The sequence below is a fragment of the Marivivens sp. LCG002 genome, assembly GCF_030264275.1.
In the GTDB taxonomy this organism is placed as follows: Bacteria; Pseudomonadota; Alphaproteobacteria; order Rhodobacterales; family Rhodobacteraceae; genus Marivivens.
On record NZ_CP127165.1, the window covers coordinates 1750252 to 1769548 of the forward strand.

20 protein-coding genes are annotated in these 19297 nt (G+C 54.6%); 15 read left to right on the top strand and 5 right to left on the bottom strand.

Features of this window, described 5'->3' with window-relative positions; all coding sequences use genetic code 11:
- Positions 1–3: 3 nt before the first annotated feature.
- The 3 genes from QQG91_RS08685 to QQG91_RS08695 all read right to left on the bottom strand — a co-directional run bounded on the left by QQG91_RS08685 (position 4) and on the right by QQG91_RS08695 (position 1240).
- A complete protein-coding gene (locus QQG91_RS08685) occupies positions 4–192 on the bottom strand; it encodes a hypothetical protein (RefSeq protein WP_285769832.1) in 189 nt (62 codons plus the stop codon).
- Between the two features lie 212 nt (positions 193–404).
- Positions 405–725, bottom strand: coding sequence for a hypothetical protein (locus QQG91_RS08690; RefSeq protein WP_285769833.1), 321 nt, complete (start codon positions 723–725; stop codon positions 405–407).
- An 89-nt stretch (positions 726–814) separates the two neighbouring features.
- The gene (locus tag QQG91_RS08695; protein ID WP_285769834.1) at positions 815–1240 is read right to left on the bottom strand and encodes a hypothetical protein; all 426 of its coding nucleotides are present in this window, start codon (positions 1238–1240) and stop codon (positions 815–817) included.
- 264 nt (positions 1241–1504) lie between these two features.
- Between QQG91_RS08695 and QQG91_RS08700 the strand changes: the two genes are divergently transcribed.
- The 9 genes from QQG91_RS08700 to QQG91_RS08740 all read left to right on the top strand — a co-directional run bounded on the left by QQG91_RS08700 (position 1505) and on the right by QQG91_RS08740 (position 9417).
- Positions 1505–1816, top strand: a complete 312-nt coding sequence (locus QQG91_RS08700; RefSeq protein WP_285769835.1) for a hypothetical protein — start codon at positions 1505–1507, stop codon at positions 1814–1816.
- On the top strand, positions 1813–2157 hold the full coding sequence (locus tag QQG91_RS08705) for a hypothetical protein (protein WP_285769836.1): 345 nt from the start codon (positions 1813–1815) through the stop codon (positions 2155–2157). Before QQG91_RS08700 ends, QQG91_RS08705 begins: the two co-directional genes overlap by 4 nt.
- A gap of 107 nt (positions 2158–2264) precedes the next feature.
- Positions 2265–3332: an FtsH protease activity modulator HflK gene (hflK, locus tag QQG91_RS08710; RefSeq protein WP_285769837.1), complete on the top strand. Its 1068-nt coding sequence runs from the start codon at positions 2265–2267 to the stop codon at positions 3330–3332.
- Positions 3329–4417, top strand: coding sequence for a protease modulator HflC (gene hflC, locus QQG91_RS08715; protein WP_285769838.1), 1089 nt, complete (start codon positions 3329–3331; stop codon positions 4415–4417). The genes hflK and hflC overlap by 4 nt, the downstream gene beginning before the upstream one ends.
- A gap of 257 nt (positions 4418–4674) precedes the next feature.
- On the top strand, positions 4675–5157 hold the full coding sequence (locus tag QQG91_RS08720; RefSeq protein WP_285769839.1) for a hypothetical protein: 483 nt from the start codon (positions 4675–4677) through the stop codon (positions 5155–5157).
- Positions 5150–6004, top strand: coding sequence for a hypothetical protein (locus QQG91_RS08725; RefSeq protein ID WP_285769840.1), 855 nt, complete (start codon positions 5150–5152; stop codon positions 6002–6004). Before QQG91_RS08720 ends, QQG91_RS08725 begins: the two co-directional genes overlap by 8 nt.
- A gap of 34 nt (positions 6005–6038) precedes the next feature.
- Complete coding sequence (locus tag QQG91_RS08730) at positions 6039–6845, top strand: transglutaminase-like domain-containing protein (protein ID WP_285772335.1); 807 nt, start codon at positions 6039–6041, stop codon at positions 6843–6845.
- Between the two features lie 350 nt (positions 6846–7195).
- Entirely contained in the window at positions 7196–7702 is a 507-nt protein-coding gene (locus QQG91_RS08735) for a hypothetical protein (RefSeq protein ID WP_285769841.1), read from the top strand.
- A gap of 1385 nt (positions 7703–9087) precedes the next feature.
- The gene (locus QQG91_RS08740; RefSeq protein ID WP_285769842.1) at positions 9088–9417 is read left to right on the top strand and encodes a helix-turn-helix domain-containing protein; all 330 of its coding nucleotides are present in this window, start codon (positions 9088–9090) and stop codon (positions 9415–9417) included.
- 138 nt (positions 9418–9555) lie between these two features.
- Here QQG91_RS08740 and QQG91_RS08745 read toward each other — a convergent pair whose 3' ends face one another.
- The gene (locus tag QQG91_RS08745) at positions 9556–10347 is read right to left on the bottom strand and encodes a phytanoyl-CoA dioxygenase family protein (RefSeq protein ID WP_285769843.1); all 792 of its coding nucleotides are present in this window, start codon (positions 10345–10347) and stop codon (positions 9556–9558) included.
- A gap of 486 nt (positions 10348–10833) precedes the next feature.
- Positions 10834–11190 (bottom strand): cupin domain-containing protein, encoded by a 357-nt coding sequence (locus QQG91_RS08750; RefSeq protein WP_285769844.1) that lies wholly within the window; start codon positions 11188–11190, stop codon positions 10834–10836.
- Positions 11191–11235: 45 nt separating this feature from the next.
- Here QQG91_RS08750 and QQG91_RS08755 point away from each other — a divergent pair, with 45 nt between their 5' ends.
- From QQG91_RS08755 to QQG91_RS08780, 6 genes are all read left to right on the top strand, one after another.
- Entirely contained in the window at positions 11236–12132 is an 897-nt protein-coding gene (locus tag QQG91_RS08755; RefSeq protein WP_285769845.1) for an AraC family transcriptional regulator, read from the top strand.
- 384 nt (positions 12133–12516) lie between these two features.
- Positions 12517–12978, top strand: a complete 462-nt coding sequence (locus QQG91_RS08760) for a MarR family winged helix-turn-helix transcriptional regulator (protein WP_285769846.1) — start codon at positions 12517–12519, stop codon at positions 12976–12978.
- On the top strand, positions 12975–13595 hold the full coding sequence (locus QQG91_RS08765) for a cysteine hydrolase family protein (protein ID WP_285769847.1): 621 nt from the start codon (positions 12975–12977) through the stop codon (positions 13593–13595). Before QQG91_RS08760 ends, QQG91_RS08765 begins: the two co-directional genes overlap by 4 nt.
- A gap of 63 nt (positions 13596–13658) precedes the next feature.
- Entirely contained in the window at positions 13659–14129 is a 471-nt protein-coding gene (locus tag QQG91_RS08770; protein WP_285769848.1) for a GNAT family N-acetyltransferase, read from the top strand.
- Between the two features lie 712 nt (positions 14130–14841).
- Positions 14842–17184 carry an ATP-dependent nuclease gene (locus tag QQG91_RS08775; RefSeq protein ID WP_285769849.1) on the top strand — a complete coding sequence of 781 codons (2343 nt, stop codon included), beginning with the start codon at positions 14842–14844 and terminating at the stop codon, positions 17182–17184.
- Complete coding sequence (locus QQG91_RS08780; RefSeq protein WP_285769850.1) at positions 17181–19070, top strand: UvrD-helicase domain-containing protein; 1890 nt, start codon at positions 17181–17183, stop codon at positions 19068–19070. Before QQG91_RS08775 ends, QQG91_RS08780 begins: the two co-directional genes overlap by 4 nt.
- Positions 19071–19297: the final 227 nt, after the last annotated feature.

Sequence of the window (19297 nt, forward strand, 5' to 3'; positions counted from 1 at the left end):
TGTTTAAGAAAGGGCGTGGGTGGCAGCGTCGAGTTCCTTGTTGGTCTCGGCGTCGTTATTGGCAGTGTTTGCCTTCTCGGCTGCTTGGTAATGCTTCAGAGCAGCGTCTTTCTTCGGGCCGGAGGGCGCTTTGTCCCAGGCGGCTTTGACGGATTTCATCTTGTCGGCAGTCTTGTTCTGTCCGGGTGTCATTGGGGTGGTCCTTTCATGGACGGTCGGAGAATAAGAAGCGTGCAGACACTCAAACCTGCTTGGGCTTGGCATTTCCGCGCGCTTCTCGGGTTCTCAGAAAAATGCACAACCGATTATTCGGCGGCACGACTCATTTAGCCCGCGTCGGCGCTTCGCTGCACTTACGCAGGTAAGCCCTTGCGCCTTTAGCTGGTCGTATGCCTCTGCGCTTCTCAAGTGATCACAGTTTGCTGATGAGAAATCCTCAGCCAAAGGTGGTCGTCGTTTAGATAGGTTGAGGCACAGAGGGCTTTGTAAATAGACACATCGGGTTTCTCTGCTGAAACGCGATAGGTAAGAATGGCGATGTCCCCACATCTCATCACGCGCCGCTCGGTCATGATAACGGAGCGCCAACCAGTCCTTTCAAGAAGGTGAGTCCAGATCTGGTCGCCTTGGAGGATACCGGGCGGATAAGGAAAAACCATGACGGCGTTGGTCGCTGTTGTTGCGCGCGCGTTGTGGGCGCCACTGGTCCAGAAGTGTTCCTCCATTTCCCACAGTATTCCCTGTTCACCTGGAGTAAGTGTACCAGACCTGTGCGCTTCATGTGACGGTCTACTGTCGGCCGCGGATGATACAGTCATTCTCCTACCCCCGCCCCACTAATGATAATCAACTGGAATAGAAGGGCGATAATAGCGAGCACCGCCCAGAACGCTCCGCTCGTCCCGGGCCGGTCCCCGGTCCTTGTAGTGGCCGCGCGCTTCAAGCTCCCAGACGCCCGACCTGCGGGAAGCAACTGGCTCAGCTCTCGTGCGACACTGCTGTGATCGCTTTCGAGTGAGGGTACGTCCAGAAATTGGGCAAATAGCGCGCCCAAGCGTGCCTGCGCGGCGTCCTGCCCCAGCATGACCAGTTCATCGGTTTCTTTCCATGGATCAAGGCCGAGCCTCGCGAGCATGGAAAGAACGGTCACAGCATAGCCGTTCCGGTCCTCACCTACGGAGGCATGAAGAAAGCGATCAAACTCTTGCGGGTGTGGTTTGAGAACATTTGGGGCTGCCATCGTAAATCCTTTCGGCGTTTGCAGGAATGCAGATCATTCCTGTTTTCTAAAGGATATGCGCGGTTCGACCTCCTAGCCCTTACACAGGTCAGTGCGCGCGTCTGCCCGCGAAAAGATCATAACCGTCACTGAACTCAGGACTAACATACGTCAGCGCCGGTCCGACGATCCCAAGATAAAAGACACTAAATCGTGTAGCTGGTCAGGCCAGGGCTCCAAGGTTCCCTAGACAGTTCGAAGCTACGAAGTTTACGGAGATCAAATATGACGATGCGGTGGACTAGATCGACGGTTACTTTCTTGAATCCGTTTACCTTACCGGGCTTTCCAGAAAGTTTGCCTGCGGGCGACTACTTTCTTCTCGTCGAAGAAGAACTCATTCAAGAGCTGAGCTTCGAGGCCTATCGCCTGAAGACGACTTTTCTGACGGTGCATGGAAAGAAAGGCTCGGGACGAACAGAGTTACGGGCGGTTTCTGCCAGCGACCTGCAAGATGCGCTGATCCGAGATTTCCGCACAAACGAGACGAACAATCATAGAAAAACAGCGCTTTCTGCGCAGGAGGACTTGAAATGAATACTCCCAAATGGCTCAAACCCGGCTTCTATGGCACCGTGATCGGCGCCGCTCTTGTCGGCGTAGTAGGTTTTACCTGGGGCGGCTGGGTGACTTCCGGGACCGCGAATGACAGGGCGATGGCGATGTCGCATGACAATGTCATCGCTTCCATGGTGCCGGTTTGTCTTGAGATGGCACGGTCCGACCCAGCACGGATGGAAAAGCTTGAAACGATCCGGGCCGCCTCGGCCTACCAAAAGCGCGATGCTCTCATAGCCGCTGGCTGGGCGACGATGCCGGGAACCGATGTACCGGACCGCGGCATTGCCCAAGCCTGCCTGCAGGAACTGAACCTATGAGGTCATACTGTTCAGGGTCGACGAAGTTATCGCGCGAAACGGGTCGCACCGTCAAACGAGCGAACCACACATCACACCGAGTGCGAAAACCGAGGTAGGAGCTTGCGATGCCTTCTGATGACAATGGACCGGAAGATCGTGGACCTTGGAAAAACAAGCAGACCCGCGTTCCCCCAGAGGTTGAGGCAATTTTGAGGCGGGGCCGAGATCGGCTGCACGGTATCCTTCCGGATGGTCCTCCACCGGTGAAGCGTCTTGTTATCGGTGCTGCTATTGCACTTGCCGCGTTTGGGGCGTGGACCTCCTACTATACGGTGCCGAGCGACTCCGTTACGATTGTTCAACGGTTCGGGAAATATGCAGCGGAGGTCCCTCCCGGGCTGCACTTCAAGATCCCGTTCGGCATCGACGTGACCACGTTGGTCCCGGTCAAGCGCCAACTGAAACAAGAGTTCGGGTTCACAACTCCGGGGGCAACTGATCCCTATCAGAGTCCGACGGACGGTCGCCGCGAGACCGAGATGGTGACTGGCGATCTAAACGCCGCACTCGTGGAATGGGTGGTGCAGTACAGGATTTCCGAACCTCGGAAATTTCTGTTCGAGGTGCGTGAGCCGAGCGCAACTTTGCGTTACGTCTCAGAGTCTGTCATGCGCGAAGTGGTGGGAGACCGCACAGTCGACGAGGTAATTACCGTCGGGCGCCAAGAAATCGAAAGCGAAGCCCTCCAGAAGATGCAAGCGCTCGCGACCAAATACGCGATGGGCATCAGCATCGATCAGGTGCAGCTGAAGAATATCAATCCGCCCCAACCCGTCCAGGCCTCCTTCAACGAGGTCAATCAGGCGCAGCAAGAGAAGGAGCGGATCATCAACGAAGCCCGCCGCGATTATAACCGCATTATACCTCTGGCCGAAGGCGAAAAGGACCAGAGGATCCGCGAAGCCGATGGGTATCGCTCAAGGAGGATCAATGAAGCGGAGGGCGATGCGGCACGGTTCACGGCTCTACTGACGGAATACCGGCTGGCGCCCGAAGTTACACGGCGCCGGATCTACATCGAAACCCTTCAGGATGTTCTGCCGGGAATCGGCTCCAAGATCATCGTTGACGGGTCCACGGCAAGCATTCTCCCACTTTTGAACCTAGATCGACAAACAGGAGAGCAACGATGAAGTCCCTTTCGCTTCTTGCCTCGGGTATCGCTCTTGCGGGGTTTTTTACTGCGTCTTCCGCCGTCTACACCGTCGGCGAGGTCGAACAGGCCATCATTACCCAGTTCGGCAAGCCTGTCGGTGCACCGATTACTGAGGCTGGCCTCAAGTTAAAACTCCCCTTTGTTCATGAGGTTAACCGGATCGATAGCCGAGTTCTGGAGTGGGACGGCTCGCCATCGGACATGCCCACCAAAGACAAGCTCTACATTTCGGTCGATCTCTTCGCGCGCTGGAAGATCACCGATCCTCTGCAATATTTTTTGCGACTTCGAGACGAGCGCAGCGCCCAATCGCGCCTCGATGATATCCTTGGTAGCGAGACACGGAACGCCGTCGCCATGCACGAACTTATCGAAATTGTGCGCACGACCCGGGGCCGGACACCGCTTCAGGACACTCTTCTGACTGACCAGGAGCTTGCACAAGACATTGGTGCGCTAGTTCCAATAACAAAGGGACGTGCGCTGGTTGAGCAGCAGATCTTCGAGGCGGCGGCGGAAAAGGTGCGCGTCTTTGGAATTGAGCTTCTCGACATTCGTTTCAAGCGCATAAACTACAATGAGAGCGTGCGACCCAATATCTATGACCGCATGATCTCGGAGCGCCGACAGATAGCCGAAAGATTTCTGTCCGAAGGCAACGGTGAAGCAGCCCGCATACAAGGCAATAGGGTCCGGGATCTGAACAAGATCCAATCCGAAGCCTATCGCGCCGTCGAGGAAATCCGCGGGGCCGCCGATGCCGAAGCATCAGCAATCTATGCGAACGCCTACAATGTCGATGCAGTTTCAGTCGAATTCTACAATTTCACCCGCACAATGCAGGCCTATGGCGACATGATCTCCGAAGACACAACACTTGTCCTGACGACGGACAGCGATCTGTTCCGGTTCCTGCGAGGCATGCATGGCGAGCCAGACGCTTCCCTGACACCCAGCAGCGTTGCGGGCCCACTTGGCGTGGCGTCAACCGCACGGACCGAGCCAACGCTGAACCCCACGACATCGATCAGCACACAGACTGAGGTCGACGCAGTCCGATAGTTTCATGAAGCAGGGTGTCAAATATGATTTGAGGCTTTCAATTGGACACCCAGGCCATCAAGGAAGGCTGCGTGCCGCTGCTGAGCAATGTTCGACCACATAATTTCCGTGCCCCTAATCTAAGTCAGCACGAGATTTCTGTTTGGCTGGTAAGTGAATAGCTGGACTTGGATCGCGATGATGCAAGGTTCTGCCGTCCCCACGCTCGAGGACGTGATATCCGGCGTCAGATCGCTCAGCAAGGAGGACAACACGCTATGACTTCAGTCAAACATCTTGCCAAGACAGCCTCAGAGACGACCGATCTTGAACGGCGCGTGCTGGCACATGAACGGATTTTGCAGGCCCTGATTGCCTATATGGCCCGAACCGAGCCGCGTTTCGTCGACCACCTGCGAGAACGGTTCGTAGAACCGATGAGATTAACCCTGCGTGAACACGATCATCGTGAAACAGACCACTATGCGGAGGAATTTATTCGCGCGGTGATGCTTCTAGCAGAGGAGCGCATGCCCCTTGAGAAAGAGGCGGCCATTCCCGACAGGCAACCCGCTTCTGCGAAAAGCAAGGGTGGACAGGAAACTTCCATAAACAGACCGCCGTTGCACGGTTCAGTTCAAGTGCGTGAACGAAACGGCATTTGGCAAGTGGAAGTAGATGGCAAATTCCGCGGGGACTACCACCAGAAAGAACATGCTCTTGCCGCAGCGGCTTTAATAAAATTATCCCAAGATGACTAACCGCGATCGCCCAGCAGTCTCTAACGTCTTCCCGCTTCAAGCGGCAGAAAACGAGGGCATGCCATCCAGACCCGATTTCGGAGAAACAACATCGAGCTCCATCTCCTCAAGGCGACGAGCGAGAAAGCTCAGCCCTGGTTCGATGAGGGACAAGACGGCGAGTTGCGTGCCTTTACCCGCAAAGGAAGAACCGACAAGACTGCGCAAAAAGAAGAAAAATGCACTGGCTCGACTGACCTTCGGCCTTATTGTCGTAGCCGGAATAATTGCTTCTATTGCCTTCCCAGTTTTCGCTCAAGACGGCACTGGACCGGTTCCAGACAACGCAGAAGCACGGCACTATGGTGGGGGCTGGGATTGCGATCTTGGTTTTCGGGAGGATGGTGCCGAATGCTTGGCCCTCTACATCCCAGATAACGCATATGCTACTCGGCGGAAATTTGGTTCGGGCTGGGCGTGTAGCCGCGGGTATCAGGAAATCAGTGGTGCGTCATGCGAGGCGACCCGAGTCCCCAAGAACGCCCATTTGCGCACAGCGGGATATGATTGGCAGTGTGATCGCGGATATCGTCAAGATCGAGAAACCTGCGTGCCTATCGACATTCCGGAACATGGTTATCTCACAAAAGAGTCCGGATCCCATTGGGCTTGCGATCGTGGCTTCACAGTTTTGATCGATGCCTCCGATGGTCCGGGTTGGCGTTGCGAATGGAGTTTCGAGGCGGTGGACAACACCCGTATGCCGATCACGCTACCCGCCAACACCCATCTGGCTCGATCCGGAAACCGCTGGCACTGCGACCGGAACTTTCAACTTTCTGGAGGAGTATGCGTTCTTGGACGATAATCCCTCCAGATCTCGCCCAGCCGAGACGGCCGGCATGCGAATACGGATTGGCTGTCGCCTTCGTTACCGGCTGACACAGCCGACGCTCGTCATTGCAATGCTGAATGTACACTATTCGCGGTTCGGCGATATGGAACGTGCCGACTACCTAGTGACACATCCGAGCGTGCCGCTAGAAACCTATCGTGATGGGTTCGGCAACTGGTGCACGCGGATGATGGCTCCGTCTGGGGACTTGACCCTGTCGACCGATGGGATCTTCCGCGACACCGGACTGCCTGATCCGACACTGCCCAAAGCCGAGCAGCACGCAGTTCAGGATTTGCCCTTCGAAACCTTGGCCTACCTTCTTGGCAGTCGTTACTGCGATACTGATCTTCTGTCTGCAGAGGCATGGCGACGCTTCGAGAATACCCCACCTGGCTGGTTACGCGTCCAAGCGATCTGCGATTTCGTGAACTCGCATGTCCGCTTTGATTATATGCAAGCAAGCGCAACCCGAACAGCTTCCGCGACGCTGGCCGAGCGTCAGGGCGTCTGTCGAGATTTTGCCCACCTCGCCATCGCGTTTTGCCGATGCATGAACATTCCAGCGCGTTACTGCGCAGGCTACTTGAGTGAGTTAGGTCAACCAAAGCCTCACCCACTGGACGATTTTGCAGCTTGGATAGAGGTCTTTCTAAGTGATCGCTGGTGGGTCTTCGATCCGAGAAACAATCGCCCGCGCATAGGAAGGATCTTGATCGCACGGGGTCGGGATGCAGCCGATGTGCCTCTGACCCAGACGTTCGGGCCCAATACACTGACGCAATTCAACGTATGGACTGAAGAGTTGACCTGATCTTGGTATCTTTTGCGACTGGACATAGTAAGTCCGACCGCAAGATCCCATATACGTAATGCCGACGCCAAGAGTTCCAGTCCGACATGGACGAGATGCTGTCATCGGACAATTGAAAGATTGATGACATATCCTTCAAGGATCTCCCTGCCCGAGGTTTGGCTGCAATGGATCCGAAGCTTGAGGATATCGCATTGTACCCTGCCAAGGAGACCGTTTCCAAGCCTGCGCGCTTGAGCATACCAGCGGAACCCAAAACATTTGGGAAGTCCACAGACCAAGCGCCTCACATTCCAAAAGGACCTAGACCACCCAAAGCAACAATAGAAACAAGCGAAAGGAATGCACCCATGGAAGAACTGACGAGCAAGACTATCGCGGTTTTCTCCCGTCCATTCACCGTTCCGGGCTTTACCGAGATGCTTCCGGCGGGCGAATACGAGATCGAAACGGAACTTTCGTCTCCACCGGATCAGGTGGACCCCGAAGCTTGGAAAGCTTCGGTCTTTGTAAGGCTTCATCCCCGCATCTCGCACCCAGGACTGGAAAGATTCCTCACTGTTTCCCTTGTGGACCTCGACCAAGCGCGCGCGAGGGACAAGCTGACTGGTAAGGAACTGACAGATTTTTTCGTTGAGGAGATGCTTGCCGACCCGATGATCCGTCTCGTTATGAAGGCGGACGGTGTCTCAGAGGCGCATTTGCGAAATCTTTATTCCCGGCCCGGGTCACAAGAGGCAGACAAAAAGCAGATAGGGCAAGTGGCTCCATCTGAGCCGAGAGATATCCAGGATGGCACGGATGCTCGAACTTCCGGCACAATCTCTAAAAGCTCTTGTCCAGGCATGGGAGAATGACCCCGATGTCGAACCGGTGCGTCGCGATCCATGCTTTTGCATCATTCAAATGGATCGAAGGAGCTGGGTTATGACTGATGAACCTATCAATCTCGATGGGCACAGATCCCTTACCGACCAGCGCGAAACAGAAATACGTCGGCGCCCTGCGAACAGCCAGCCACCCTCTACGCTCCTATCGCAACTTGGCATCAGAGGTCTCAAAGATCAGTTGCAAGCAGGGCCTGCGCCAACGTGGGTCGAAGTTTTGAAGAAATGGCGCTTTCTTCTTGTTTGCTATGCATCGACCCCGGAGGCTCAGGATGAAGGCCTTCAGAAGCTTATCAATCAGGCCCTTGGCGACATGGAACGACTGAGGAAACGCGAGGAGCGGAAATGACGAGCAAGTTTGCGTATGAGGAACTCGAAATTTTGCGCGCGGCAGCCGATGTTGCCGCCGAGCGCGTCTGTTTGAGGTGCAGGTCACGTTTCTTGAGCGAGGGATTTGGTGAGCGCATATGTTCACGTTGCAAGGGGTCTGCCGTGTGGCGTGCAGCACTTTCTGAGGGCAGCGGACTTGGGCGTCGTGGGTCCAGAGGTCGTTTTTCCTAGACGTCGCTGACGCCACTATTCACCCTCAAGCACACTAACTTTTGTCGGCATATGAATTCTGGTTGGCTCGCCCGCATCGGGAGGGCAAAGACATTGCAGGCAAACCTATCGCGACAGAACGGTTCGTTGAACAAAGGATGTGGCTTTAGATTAGCTCAAAGGTGGACCGAAGCGCGCCCTTCTGGTCATTTTTTGCCAACCGCTGACGTCGTCACAATACGCGGGTTCAACGATATTTTTTTCCGCACGGTTCGAAAGCTATGTATCAAGCTCAATCGACACACTGACACTGCTTAAGGGCATAATCAGAAACAACATAGCTAGAATTTTTTCTCTGCGCGACGATACCCAAGGAACACAAGGACGACTAGCGCCCCTCGACAGAGGATTAGGATCTCGGAGGGACTTCGTCGTTCTGGTCGCCGAGGCCTCTTAGACACTAGGCTTGGGAGCCAAGTTCGTATCGGGCTGAGGGTTCATGCGATCCTTCACGTCCTCCGAAAAGCACTTTCGTCTCTTGAAGAGTGCCTATGCGTCGAAGGCAAGGGTATCGACGGTCCCTTTAGTTTTACGTCTAATCACGATCAATCTAGTGCCATTCAGACAAGCCCCTTCGCCCGCTGAAAGACTACTGCGTCCGAGAGCCAAAGTTTGGCGCACCAAGACTGGGCCTGAACGGAGAAAGTAGGACGTGAACGCAGTGAGCACCAACTCGCGGTTCACGACAAGGTCACATCGCCGCAGAGTGTCCAAGGCCTCACTATCTCGGTCTGCCCGCTAGAATTTTGGCCGCTTTGCGGCGTCTGGTCGATGAAGGCGTAACCTTTCAGACGGTGCTAGATGAAATGCAAAAAATTCTTGCGATCCGCTACTTGCTGAAAAGTAACTTGAACAACCAACAGTTCGCGCACCTTGTGGGCTATCGTGATCCCAATGCGTTCCAGCGTGCTTTCCGCAAATGGACCGGGATGACGCCTCAAACCCTGCGCCAGAAAATGCACAGTTGGGTGCATATTGAACGCAAGCCACCTTTGCACATGAGAAGCCCGTTTTTTTTACAATTCAAGACCTCGGCGAAAATCGGCGATATGGGCTTTAGCTTAAGAATTCAATTGCAGTGCTGACCGCTCGCTTAGGGCCGGACAAGCACGATGATCGCTTCGCATCAATGAGGACGGCCGCCTAGCCGCACGTCCGCTTCGCACCGTTTCAAGAGATGGTGTCGTGGTTCCGGAACCAACTAGTGGCCCGGAACCACCTCATTAGATCGTCAGACCGCAAGCCTTCCGAATGGCGATCTGGACAGGCGAAGGCGGAAGCTTGGGGTCAAACTCCATGCTTGGCATCAGCGGTGGTTGAGCCATGAAGCGAGGCTCGGTCCCATGGTGCGGCTGCGCTGAATGAACCAAGAACGGATGGCACAGGTAGACCGTCCCTGCCGCTCCGGTCGCGAGAGCGATCTCGCAGTCTTTTGTCGACGCGTAGCCCTCGGCCGAGAGTTCCCTGAGCGTCGCACCTGCCTTGCCATAAGGTAAAAGTTCACGGGCAATGGTGGCGTGCGAGCCCTTGCGTATCAGCGTTGGGGCATCGTCAGGTCCGACATCCGATAAAAGGAAAAGCATCAGCAGCGCCCTTCCGCTGCTTAAAACATTTGCGCGCCATTCCATGAAGTCAGGATTCTCGGTGCCGAAGCTTACGTCGATATGCCAACCCTCATCTCCTGCGCTCTTGCTCGATGGAAAGCGGATCGGGAAAGTTCCGAGCCCTTGAGGGGCCAGCCATAGGCCTTCCCCAACAAGAGTGTTATAGGCCGCATGCAAGCGCGGCGTATTCGCAGCAGCCACGAAAGATGGCGATGACTTCCAACCGATGCGAACGACCGGTTCGGTCCATGTCTCGGGCCGGTCTTGGGCGAGACCCAAATCGGCCCACAATTCGTTTCGGCAATCTTGGGCAAGGTCACTGCTGAAGGCATTATCTATCTTAATAAAGCCGTCGTTTATGAAGGTTTCGACCTGAAGCGGGGTCAGGGCAATGTCTTGGGCAATGGACATTTCACGTCCTCCTTAGCGGCAGTCGCTCTGCGACGCCGTCACTATTCAAAAGGCGCCGGAGCGCATGCGACGAGGATCGCTCAGAAGAGGGGAAAGAAAATCGACATAAACATCATAGGAGATTGGCTATTATCGCCGTTCGAATAAGTCAATGACAACGCTTCTGCTACAGGAACGATACCACATCCGATTGGGTTGCTACATTGCCGAACCTAGCGCCTGTTTCCTGCGCTCGTCAGAGCTTCTCCACTCGCAAACGCTGATAGATGCAGGAATGGCCGGCCTTAAGAAGCCGAATAGAACCTAGGAGTTAGACATAAAGGCAGCTTTGGGCCAGTCGATACCTCCCAGCATGCGAGGGCCCAAGGCGCAATATTGCGTCTTGAGGGTAGTCAGGTGGCACACCATGGCGCCACATGACATCTCCGAACCAAACGTGCTTGATGTTGCGGCGCAACCGAATGTCGGCCATCGCGCCACATAGTCTTAGATACGGGTCTTTGGCGCAGCTTCGCGATCTGAATCACCCGAATTGGGTTCTCCCTTTGGTTCAATCAGAAGAACCTTCACCTCGGATTCCGCCCTCGGTCGATGAACCACGCCTTTGGGCACAATGAACAATTCACCCGCCTTGACCGTGCGCGAAGGCTCCCCTTCGATATCCATTTGCATCTCACCTTCCAGAACGTAGAAAAAGTCATCGGTGTTGTCGTGTTTGTGGAATGGATACTCACCTTTGAGCTTTACAACCATGACCTCGTTTTCATTGTAGTCAGCGACAACACGCGGATCCCAATGCGTAGAAAATTGTGAAAGTTTCTCTGAGAGATTTATTGATTTCATTGACGATTTCCTTCTTTGTGCTGTTCCAATCTACTTTCGAAGCCGTTGGAGGGACTTCCCATCCATAACAAACAACGATCCAAGGAGATAAAACCACAAGACCTAACACCGGGTCTTGAACGATCGTGCGCGACTGATTGGGTCAAGACCGCGCCATGGCAAACTGGCATTCAAAGGATCGAGGCTTATTTCTCTGGCGAAGCCTACGCCCCTCATCGCCATGATACCTATTCGATTGGCTACACAATCAAAGGTGTCCAAAGCTTTAACTATCGCGGTGCGCGTATCGACAGCGTCGCTGGGCAAGTGATTGTTCTTCATCCCGACGAAATTCATACTGGCGAGGCTGGGACAGAAGCTGGTTTTCACTATCGAATGCTCTATGTCGAACCTTCTTTGGTGCGTGACGCCCTAGGGGAGAGCGCAAGCGCACTTCCGTTTTTGCATGACGCGGTTCTAACCGATCCGCTTTTGATGAGAGCAATCCATGCCGCGTTTACGGTTATGGACAGGTCTCTTGAAGCAGTCGCGATGGATGAACTGACAGTATTGTTGGCGGATGGGTTGCTTGCAAATGATACATCCGCTCGTCGAACTACCCGGTCTTTGATCGATTACAAAGCAATCCGACGTGCCAAAGACTACTTGGAGAGCAACCTCAGCGAGACTGTTCCCTCGGACGAGCTTGAAAAAATCACTGGCTTGGACAGGTATGCGCTGTCGCGCCAGTTTCGAAAGGCCTTTGGCACAAGTCCGTATCGGTATCTGACGATGCGCCGACTGGATCAGGCCCGTGGAGACATTGCAGCTGGAGTCCCCCTTATCAAAGCGGCGCTGCGTGCAGGATTTTCCGATCAGGCACATATGACACGGCAATTCAAAGCAGCTTTTGGGATTTCACCAGGACAGTGGCGACAATTGGTTCAAAAAACCAATCATTGACCGAAGTCGACCTTCCTTTGATCTTAACTTAGGCCCGCTGCGCCCCCCCAACGGCATTCCGACTAGGGTTTTTCCCGTCGAGACTGTTTGATCAGGCTCTAGAGCTCGCCCTGACACTGAACCATATCGATTTTCTTAGACCAGTCCGTGACATAGCCATCGGTAAAAGCGAGAAACTCATCTACTCGCCGAAGGAAACACCCGACACGCGCTTGGTTCAGGATGTCTAGGAAGGCAGGGGCTTGGAAAAGGGCCCTCTCGGCGGCACTTATTTCCTCAAGCGCATGCCACCATGCAAGAGCCTAGCGCCAGAGTTATTCCACACGGCTTGAAGTTCTGTCGTCGGTCCCAGCCACAATTTGACATTGCACTTGTCAAAATGACATGTATAATGTCAATATGAAAGCAGAACAACTACACCAACTGATTTGGATGTCGCGCCCTTTGATGCAAGCCGCCGAAAGCTGCGTCGAAGCGGGTCTGGCTGGAACCAACCTTACAGTGCGTATGCGCGCTGTTCTGGAGATATTGGACAAATACGGAGATCAGACCGTGCCGGAACTTGCGGCAAGGCTCGAAATCCAAAGGCAATACGTTCAAATCATGTGCAACGAAACGCTGGCTTCAGGTTTCATTGAGCAACGCCCCAATCCGCGCCACAAGCGTTCACCCATCATAGCGTTGACCGATCAAGGCCGCACACTGATCGAAGACATCCTTTCCAAAGAGATGCAGATCATGGAGCAGATGAGTGAAGACCTGAGCGAAGAAAATATTACCACCGCACTCAATGTTGTCCTTGCTGTGGTGGAAAGTTTGAAAAAACGGGCCGGAGAGCGAACATGACATTTGGGTTGAGTATTGGCGCAGGGGCCCTTCTCCTCATTTTATGGCTAGGTGACGGCATACGCCGCATTGGTGCCGTCAGTGCCGGAAAACCTATAGGGGCACGTGATGGATCTGCCCTCTTACTCATTGATCTTCAGTCAGTATTCTGGGAACGCGGCCCCTATTCGGAGGCTTCCAAGCAATCTGCTGCAGCCATCATTCATTCGGAGGTCGCAGCGGCTCGGGCGCAGAACCAACCCGTCATCGCAGTCCGACAGGAATGGTCGATCCCTTCAACAAAAGTTCTGGCAAAGCTCACGATGAAAGGACAGGCGATAGAAGGCAGTGAAGGGACTGAACTTGCTGGTCTATTCTCATCATATCCTGATTACGTCATCGTAAAGCGCGTGCAGGATTCATTCGAAACCGGCGAGCTTGATGCTCTTTTGGAGCGCCTTAACGTCGGCCAGCTGCGTCTCGTTGGTCTGGACCTAAACTATTGTGTGCAAAAGACGGCACTCGCTGCCAAGAAGAGAGGCTATGACGTCACCGTCGTAAAGCACGGAACTCTCGCAGCAGGACCTGCGGACGTTGCGGAAATGCGGATGTCGTCAGCCGGTGTCGCCATTTCATAATCGGGCATAAATCCTTCGAATGTGATCGGAGGATATACCTACCCTACCCCCTTAACGCAGCCATTGATCCAAGCAGATTGTGATTTTAACATTAAGTCCATGAAGGACGAGATCACTTACCACGTTCTAACTCCCCAAAATGCACATCAGTTGCATGGTAGCGACGTCTTCGACCATAGTGTGGACCCCAAACAGCTAGCTGCATTTTTGTCAGATCCGGGTCACGAGCTTGTTTTCGCAGCGATTGGAAGCAGGGTCGTCGGAATGGCATCGGGCTCCGTGCTGCTTCATCCTGACAAACAGCCTGCATTCTTCATAAATGAAGTCGGCGTGACTGAGGAGTTTCGGCGGCGCGGTATCGCCACTTCCCTCTGCAACCTCCTCATGAAGGTGGCGCGCGACAGAGGATGTCAGGGCATTTGGCTTGCAACCGAGAAGGATAACGTCGAAGCGCGTGGATTGTATCGGCGGCTCAATGCACGAGAGACGCGTGATATTGTTGTCTACGACTGGGATGGCGCACTATCTGAGTGAGCTGAGAAGCGTGATTGGCATCATGGACCATGATCTAGTGAGCGCTCCAAGTGGCCATAAGGCGACGCGTTGCATCAGTCGCTCTGCGGTCGCAGCAACGCTGAGGGTATCGGGTCACCCCAGCCAATTGCGATCGCCTTCCTTGCTAGGTTTCAGCTGCACTCGAGCCGCAAATCTTTCATCGCGCAACAATTTTGAAGTGTTGAAGTTTCTCGGCGCGTAACAAAACCAACCGACAATAGAGCAAAACATGCGGCGGCTTTCATCTAACGACACGTTGCTGCGTTATTCGATCACCAAAGAGCGTATGGCAACTTTGGGCGGGAAGCGGCCTGCCGCACTGCGGCAAGGCTAATCAGGGTATGGCTGCGGAAGCAGTTCTTCAGGCAACACACAGCGGGAAAATGGGGGCTCACGATCTAGGTCGGGCGATAACGGTTGCGGTAGAGTTCGCGGAAGATTGTCGAGCGGGGGTGGCCAAGGCGCGCCGCGGTCTCAGTCGCCGGGACCTTTGCTTCGCGTCAGCGCGCGATTTTGCGTCGTTCTTTGGGGTCGAGATGCGGGTAGGAATTGGACATGGAGAATGCATCGTCGATGCCATGCACTAATTTTACTTCAACGTCACAGTTCCAACTTGAATCCCTTACGCAACTTAAGCGATAGTCAGTTATCGAAAATTTAACTTTGCATAATCGAGCAGGATCAAAATTAAATGCATCTTCACTCTCTGGCGTTTAAGAATTTTCGGAGATTGAAAGATGCTCGCGTCGAGTTTGCGAATGACCTAACCATATTTGTTGGAGCCAACAACAGCGGAAAAACGTCTGCGACACACGCTGTGGACCTGTTTTTGTCCGGCTCTAAGGAAAAGTTCACTGTCAATGATTTCAGCGCAGATTGCTGGCCAGCCTTTGAAAATTTCCCGGCGGAAGATGCGACTGAGCAAGCCTTCGAATTCCCGGCCATAACTCTTGATGTGTGGATCAGCGTTGACCCGGACAATCTTTACCGGGTCGTAGATCTCCTACCCCGAGCTGCATGGGAAGGTGCGCTCGTCGGTGTCCGGATTCAGTTTGACGTGAAGGACGCCGCCCAAACGCTTGCCAGCTACCGGAAGATGGCGACCGAGGCTGCGAAGTTCGCCCAGATTAAGGCTGAGCATGGCGCAGACTACAAACCTTGGCCCCGAAACATGCGCGACTACCTCGCGCGCGAGTTGAAGAATGAATATGGCCTGCGATATTTCATTCTCGACGCAGCGTCGCTCGACCCCGCCAACGCTGGCCAGACGTACACGCCTAAAGAGATCCTAGCAGACGCTGAGCGAACGGGACACTCCGTCATCAATTCGCTGATCAAGGTGGATTTCTTAAGCGCTCAGCGACACTTGAGCGACGGTAACGCACAAGCTCGAACCGAGGATTTATCCAAGCGGCTCAGCCGTTTCTACGCTCGCAACCAAAGCAAGCGCGAAGAAGACCACAACGCTCTGCGCGCGTTGGCGATCTCTGAAAATCAGCTGACGAAGCATTTTTCGGACGTGTTCAAGGACACGTTTAAATCGCTGCGCAAGCTCGGTTATCCTGGCCTTTCCAACCCTTCCCTAGAGATCCGCGCCGCCCTGCGGCTGGAACGCCTGATGAGCGATCAGCAGGCCAAGGTTCACTACCTGCTTGAAGAGGCGTCCAATGGCGCAGAAGCCCTGTCTCTCCCCGACAGCTATAACGGGTTGGGTTTTAAAAACCTCATCTACATGGGCGTCGAGCTCCTCGATCTCCATGCTGCGTGGTCGGTAACGGAGGAAGGTGAGGAAGAAAAGCGCCAGCCAATCCACCTGATGTTTATCGAGGAACCGGAGGCGCATATGCATGCGCAACTCCAGCAGGCCTTCATTCGCAAGCTTACCGAACTCATCCCGCCCGCAGGGGCGGACGGTTACGCCACGCAGTTCGTGATCACGACGCATTCCCCGCACATACTGTACGAGCGGGGCTTCAAGCCGATCCGCTATTTCCGGCGTTCGGCCGAAATAGGCTCCAAGCAAAACTCCTCTGTTTTCAACCTCTCAGCCTTCTACGAGTGCAACAAGGACGACCGGGACTTCCTCCAGCGATATATGAAGCTAACGCATTGCGACCTATTCTTCGCTGACGGCGCAATCCTTGTTGAGGGCAACGTCGAGCGTCTCGTGCTTCCGTTGATGATCGCTCACGGCGCAGAGAAGCTGAATGCGGCCTACCTCAGCATTCTTGAGGTAGGCGGTGCTTTCGCATTTCGTTTCCAGAAGCTGATTGAGTTTCTAGGGTTGCCGACCCTGATCGTGACGGACCTCGACAGCGTGTACCCGCCCAAGCCTAAGAAGGCTGCTGACGCTGCTCCGGAGGCCAACGAGGACGCCTCTGCCCAGGGCGACAGCGACGCTGTTGAAGACGAAGAGGAGGACGATGATCTCGACGATGAGGTTGCGGCTGAAGGGGACGAGCCGAAGCCAAGCTCAAAATGCCCTGCCGGAACGGCAGGAGCCGTGACGGCAAACCAGACCCTGCGCCAATGGCTCCCCGGCAAGATACTGATTGAAGACCTTCTGGCCGCCACGCCTGAAAGCAAGCTGCAGGCGCCGCACAATGGCTCGGGTGCACATGTGATGGTAACATATCAGTGCCCTGTAACCGTGACTTGGGGAATGGAATCGGCTGAGCTGAAGAGCCGAACCCTCGAAGAGGCATTCGCCTACGAAAACCTTGAGTGGTGCCAGAAGAAGGAGCACCATGATTTGAAGCTGAGATGGAGCAAGGCGGGCACGATGCAGCTGGCCGATCTCGCTTCGAGGATCCATACGCGCGTCAAAGGCCAGCATTTCAAGAAAACCAACTTCGCCTTGGGCCTTCTTGCTAGCAGCGACACGTCGTGGGTCGTTCCTACTTACATCCAGCAGGGCTTGGACTGGTTGACGCAGCACGTCGCAATCGCAGAAGAGGAGACGGACGCACCGGCTGAAGTCGCCGGTGCCGACGAAGTTCCTGTGCAACCTAAAGACTTGCAGGCGGGTCAATGAACAGCCGTGCAGGAAAGCCGGATACGCCGGCTGATATCGAACTAAGAGCCTTGCTAGACGATGACGCGTCTACCGGGTTCGTGATGGTTTCAGGTGCAGGGTCGGGAAAAACGACCTCGATCGTCAAAGCGCTCGATCATCTTCTCAAAACACGAGGGCGCGCTCTGCGAGCGCAGTCAAAAAAGATCGCCTGCATTACTTACACAGACGTCGCGGTCGGCGAGATTTGGGGTGATGTAGGCAACAACCCGTTGTTCCACGTGTCCACGATCCACAGCTTCCTCTGGGCGGCCGTGAAGCCGTTTCAGAGCGACATTACAAGCTGGGTTGGGCGCCGGCTCGACAGGAGAATCACAGACACTGAAACTGAGATTGCAGGCTTCACTAACAGGACGCGGGCACCAACGCGCGAACGTAAACATGCCGACCTAGAGCGATATCGAGCCCAAAAGCTCACGATCGGTGATGTGAAGCGCTTCACCTACGGTGTCGGGAGCGACTACCCGAAGGGCATTCTGGGGCACGACGACGTTATCAAGCTTTCAACCGAGCTTATCCGCGACCTGCCGGTTATCGCCAAGGTCATTGGGCAGAAGTACCCGTTCATCTTTGTTGACGAGAGTCAGGACACCGATCCGGATGTCGTTGCGGCACTCAAGGGGATCTCAGCCTTGCTAGGTAATAAGTTCTGCCTCGGGTTCATCGGTGATCCGATGCAAAAAATCTACATGTCCGGTGCCGGCGTCATTACTCCTCTCGACGGTTGGAAGTCTATCGAGAAGCCTGAAAATTTTCGCTGTCCCGTCGCTGTCCTCAATGTGATCAACCAGATCCGCACGGGCGATGACGGTCTTGTTCAAACCGGCGGCAAAACGAAAGAGGCCGGAGGAGTACGCGTTCCGATCCACGGATCTGCGAAGCTGCTCGTGGTGTCTAAGGACGACCGCACCCAGAGCCTTGCCGATGCGCGACAGTGGCTTGCCCATCACAACAACGACGCCCTTTGGCTCAGTGATGACGATGACGCTGACGTAAAAGTCTTGGTGATTGCCCACCGGATAGCAGCCAACCGCCTTGGCTTCGGCTCCCTTTACGAAGCCTTCCACGACAAAACGTCTGACGGCCTCAAAGACGGTTTCGATGATGGCACACATTGGTCAGTCATCCCTTTTTTGAAGCTGCTGGCCCCTTTGATGCTGGCCAATGCCGATGACGATCAATTTGAGGTTATGAGACTTCTGCGTCGCCAGGCGCCTTTTTTGCAGCGCGAGTACATGCAGGCGAACGCTGTGCCTGGCATTTTGAAAGATATGGACACTCGGGTGAAGGCCCTCGCGCAGATCTGCGGTGAGGCTTCAGCAACTCCTGTATTCGCTGCGTTCGAGCACCTGCGGGACGGAGGCATGTTTAAGTTGGATGATCGTATCCTCGCGGCAATGGCCGAATACGATGCTGAGGCTCCATCTGCCGAGAGCGGCGACTATGCCGCCTTAGTGAAACTCCTTCACACGCCGATCCGGCAACTATGGGGCTATCGTCGCTACATCGAGGAGCAGTCGCCGTTCGATACGCATCAGGGGGTAAAGGGTGCGGAGTTCAGCCGAGTTCTCGCGATCCTCGATGACGAAGAGGGTCGCCATAACCAGTTCAATTACGGAAAGTATTTTGGCATAACGCCTCTCTCCGACACGGATGAGCAGAACATCCGAGACGGCAAGGAAACGACGATTATGCGCACCCGTCGCCTTCTCTATGTTTGCTGTTCAAGAGCCGGCGAGGGTCTGGGTGTCGTGTTTTTTGCGGATGATCCTGCGCAAGCTCATGCCGCCATCGTAGCGTCGGGTATCTTCCCCTCTCAGGACGTGATCAATCTAGCCGCGTCCTAGTCGACTATACGCCTGCCATACGGTCAGAAGGCGGATCGCTTTTGTGACCTAAGGCTGCTTAGGTAACCTGGCACAAGCCTGATCAGGGAATCCCCACCTTCCCGATGATGATCTGAATTCAGCAATGTAGAGGGGCACCTGACGATACGGTGGCTTGTCGGCATCGCTGTGATCTCGCCGAGGATTTCGCCGCGGTACGACTGAGAGACCGCTTCGACGCATGTTGC

Bases quoted from the DNA above. Each gene is read 5' to 3' on its own strand.
- QQG91_RS08685 (WP_285769832.1), bottom strand. From the start codon at position 192: ATGACACCCGGACAGAACAAGACTGCCGACAAGATGAAATCCGTCAAA.
- QQG91_RS08690 (WP_285769833.1), bottom strand. From the start codon at position 725: ATGGAGGAACACTTCTGGACCAGTGGCGCCCACAACGCGCGCGCAACA.
- QQG91_RS08695 (WP_285769834.1), bottom strand. From the start codon at position 1,240: ATGGCAGCCCCAAATGTTCTCAAACCACACCCGCAAGAGTTTGATCGC.
- QQG91_RS08700 (WP_285769835.1), top strand. From the start codon at position 1,505: ATGACGATGCGGTGGACTAGATCGACGGTTACTTTCTTGAATCCGTTT.
- QQG91_RS08705 (WP_285769836.1), top strand. From the start codon at position 1,813: ATGAATACTCCCAAATGGCTCAAACCCGGCTTCTATGGCACCGTGATC.
- hflK (WP_285769837.1), top strand. From the start codon at position 2,265: ATGCCTTCTGATGACAATGGACCGGAAGATCGTGGACCTTGGAAAAAC.
- hflC (WP_285769838.1), top strand. From the start codon at position 3,329: ATGAAGTCCCTTTCGCTTCTTGCCTCGGGTATCGCTCTTGCGGGGTTT.
- QQG91_RS08720 (WP_285769839.1), top strand. From the start codon at position 4,675: ATGACTTCAGTCAAACATCTTGCCAAGACAGCCTCAGAGACGACCGAT.
- QQG91_RS08725 (WP_285769840.1), top strand. From the start codon at position 5,150: ATGACTAACCGCGATCGCCCAGCAGTCTCTAACGTCTTCCCGCTTCAA.
- QQG91_RS08730 (WP_285772335.1), top strand. From the start codon at position 6,039: ATGCGAATACGGATTGGCTGTCGCCTTCGTTACCGGCTGACACAGCCG.
- QQG91_RS08735 (WP_285769841.1), top strand. From the start codon at position 7,196: ATGGAAGAACTGACGAGCAAGACTATCGCGGTTTTCTCCCGTCCATTC.
- QQG91_RS08745 (WP_285769843.1), bottom strand. From the start codon at position 10,347: ATGTCCATTGCCCAAGACATTGCCCTGACCCCGCTTCAGGTCGAAACC.
- QQG91_RS08750 (WP_285769844.1), bottom strand. From the start codon at position 11,190: ATGAAATCAATAAATCTCTCAGAGAAACTTTCACAATTTTCTACGCAT.
- QQG91_RS08760 (WP_285769846.1), top strand. From the start codon at position 12,517: ATGTATAATGTCAATATGAAAGCAGAACAACTACACCAACTGATTTGG.
- QQG91_RS08765 (WP_285769847.1), top strand. From the start codon at position 12,975: ATGACATTTGGGTTGAGTATTGGCGCAGGGGCCCTTCTCCTCATTTTA.
- QQG91_RS08775 (WP_285769849.1), top strand. From the start codon at position 14,842: ATGCATCTTCACTCTCTGGCGTTTAAGAATTTTCGGAGATTGAAAGAT.
- QQG91_RS08780 (WP_285769850.1), top strand. From the start codon at position 17,181: ATGAACAGCCGTGCAGGAAAGCCGGATACGCCGGCTGATATCGAACTA.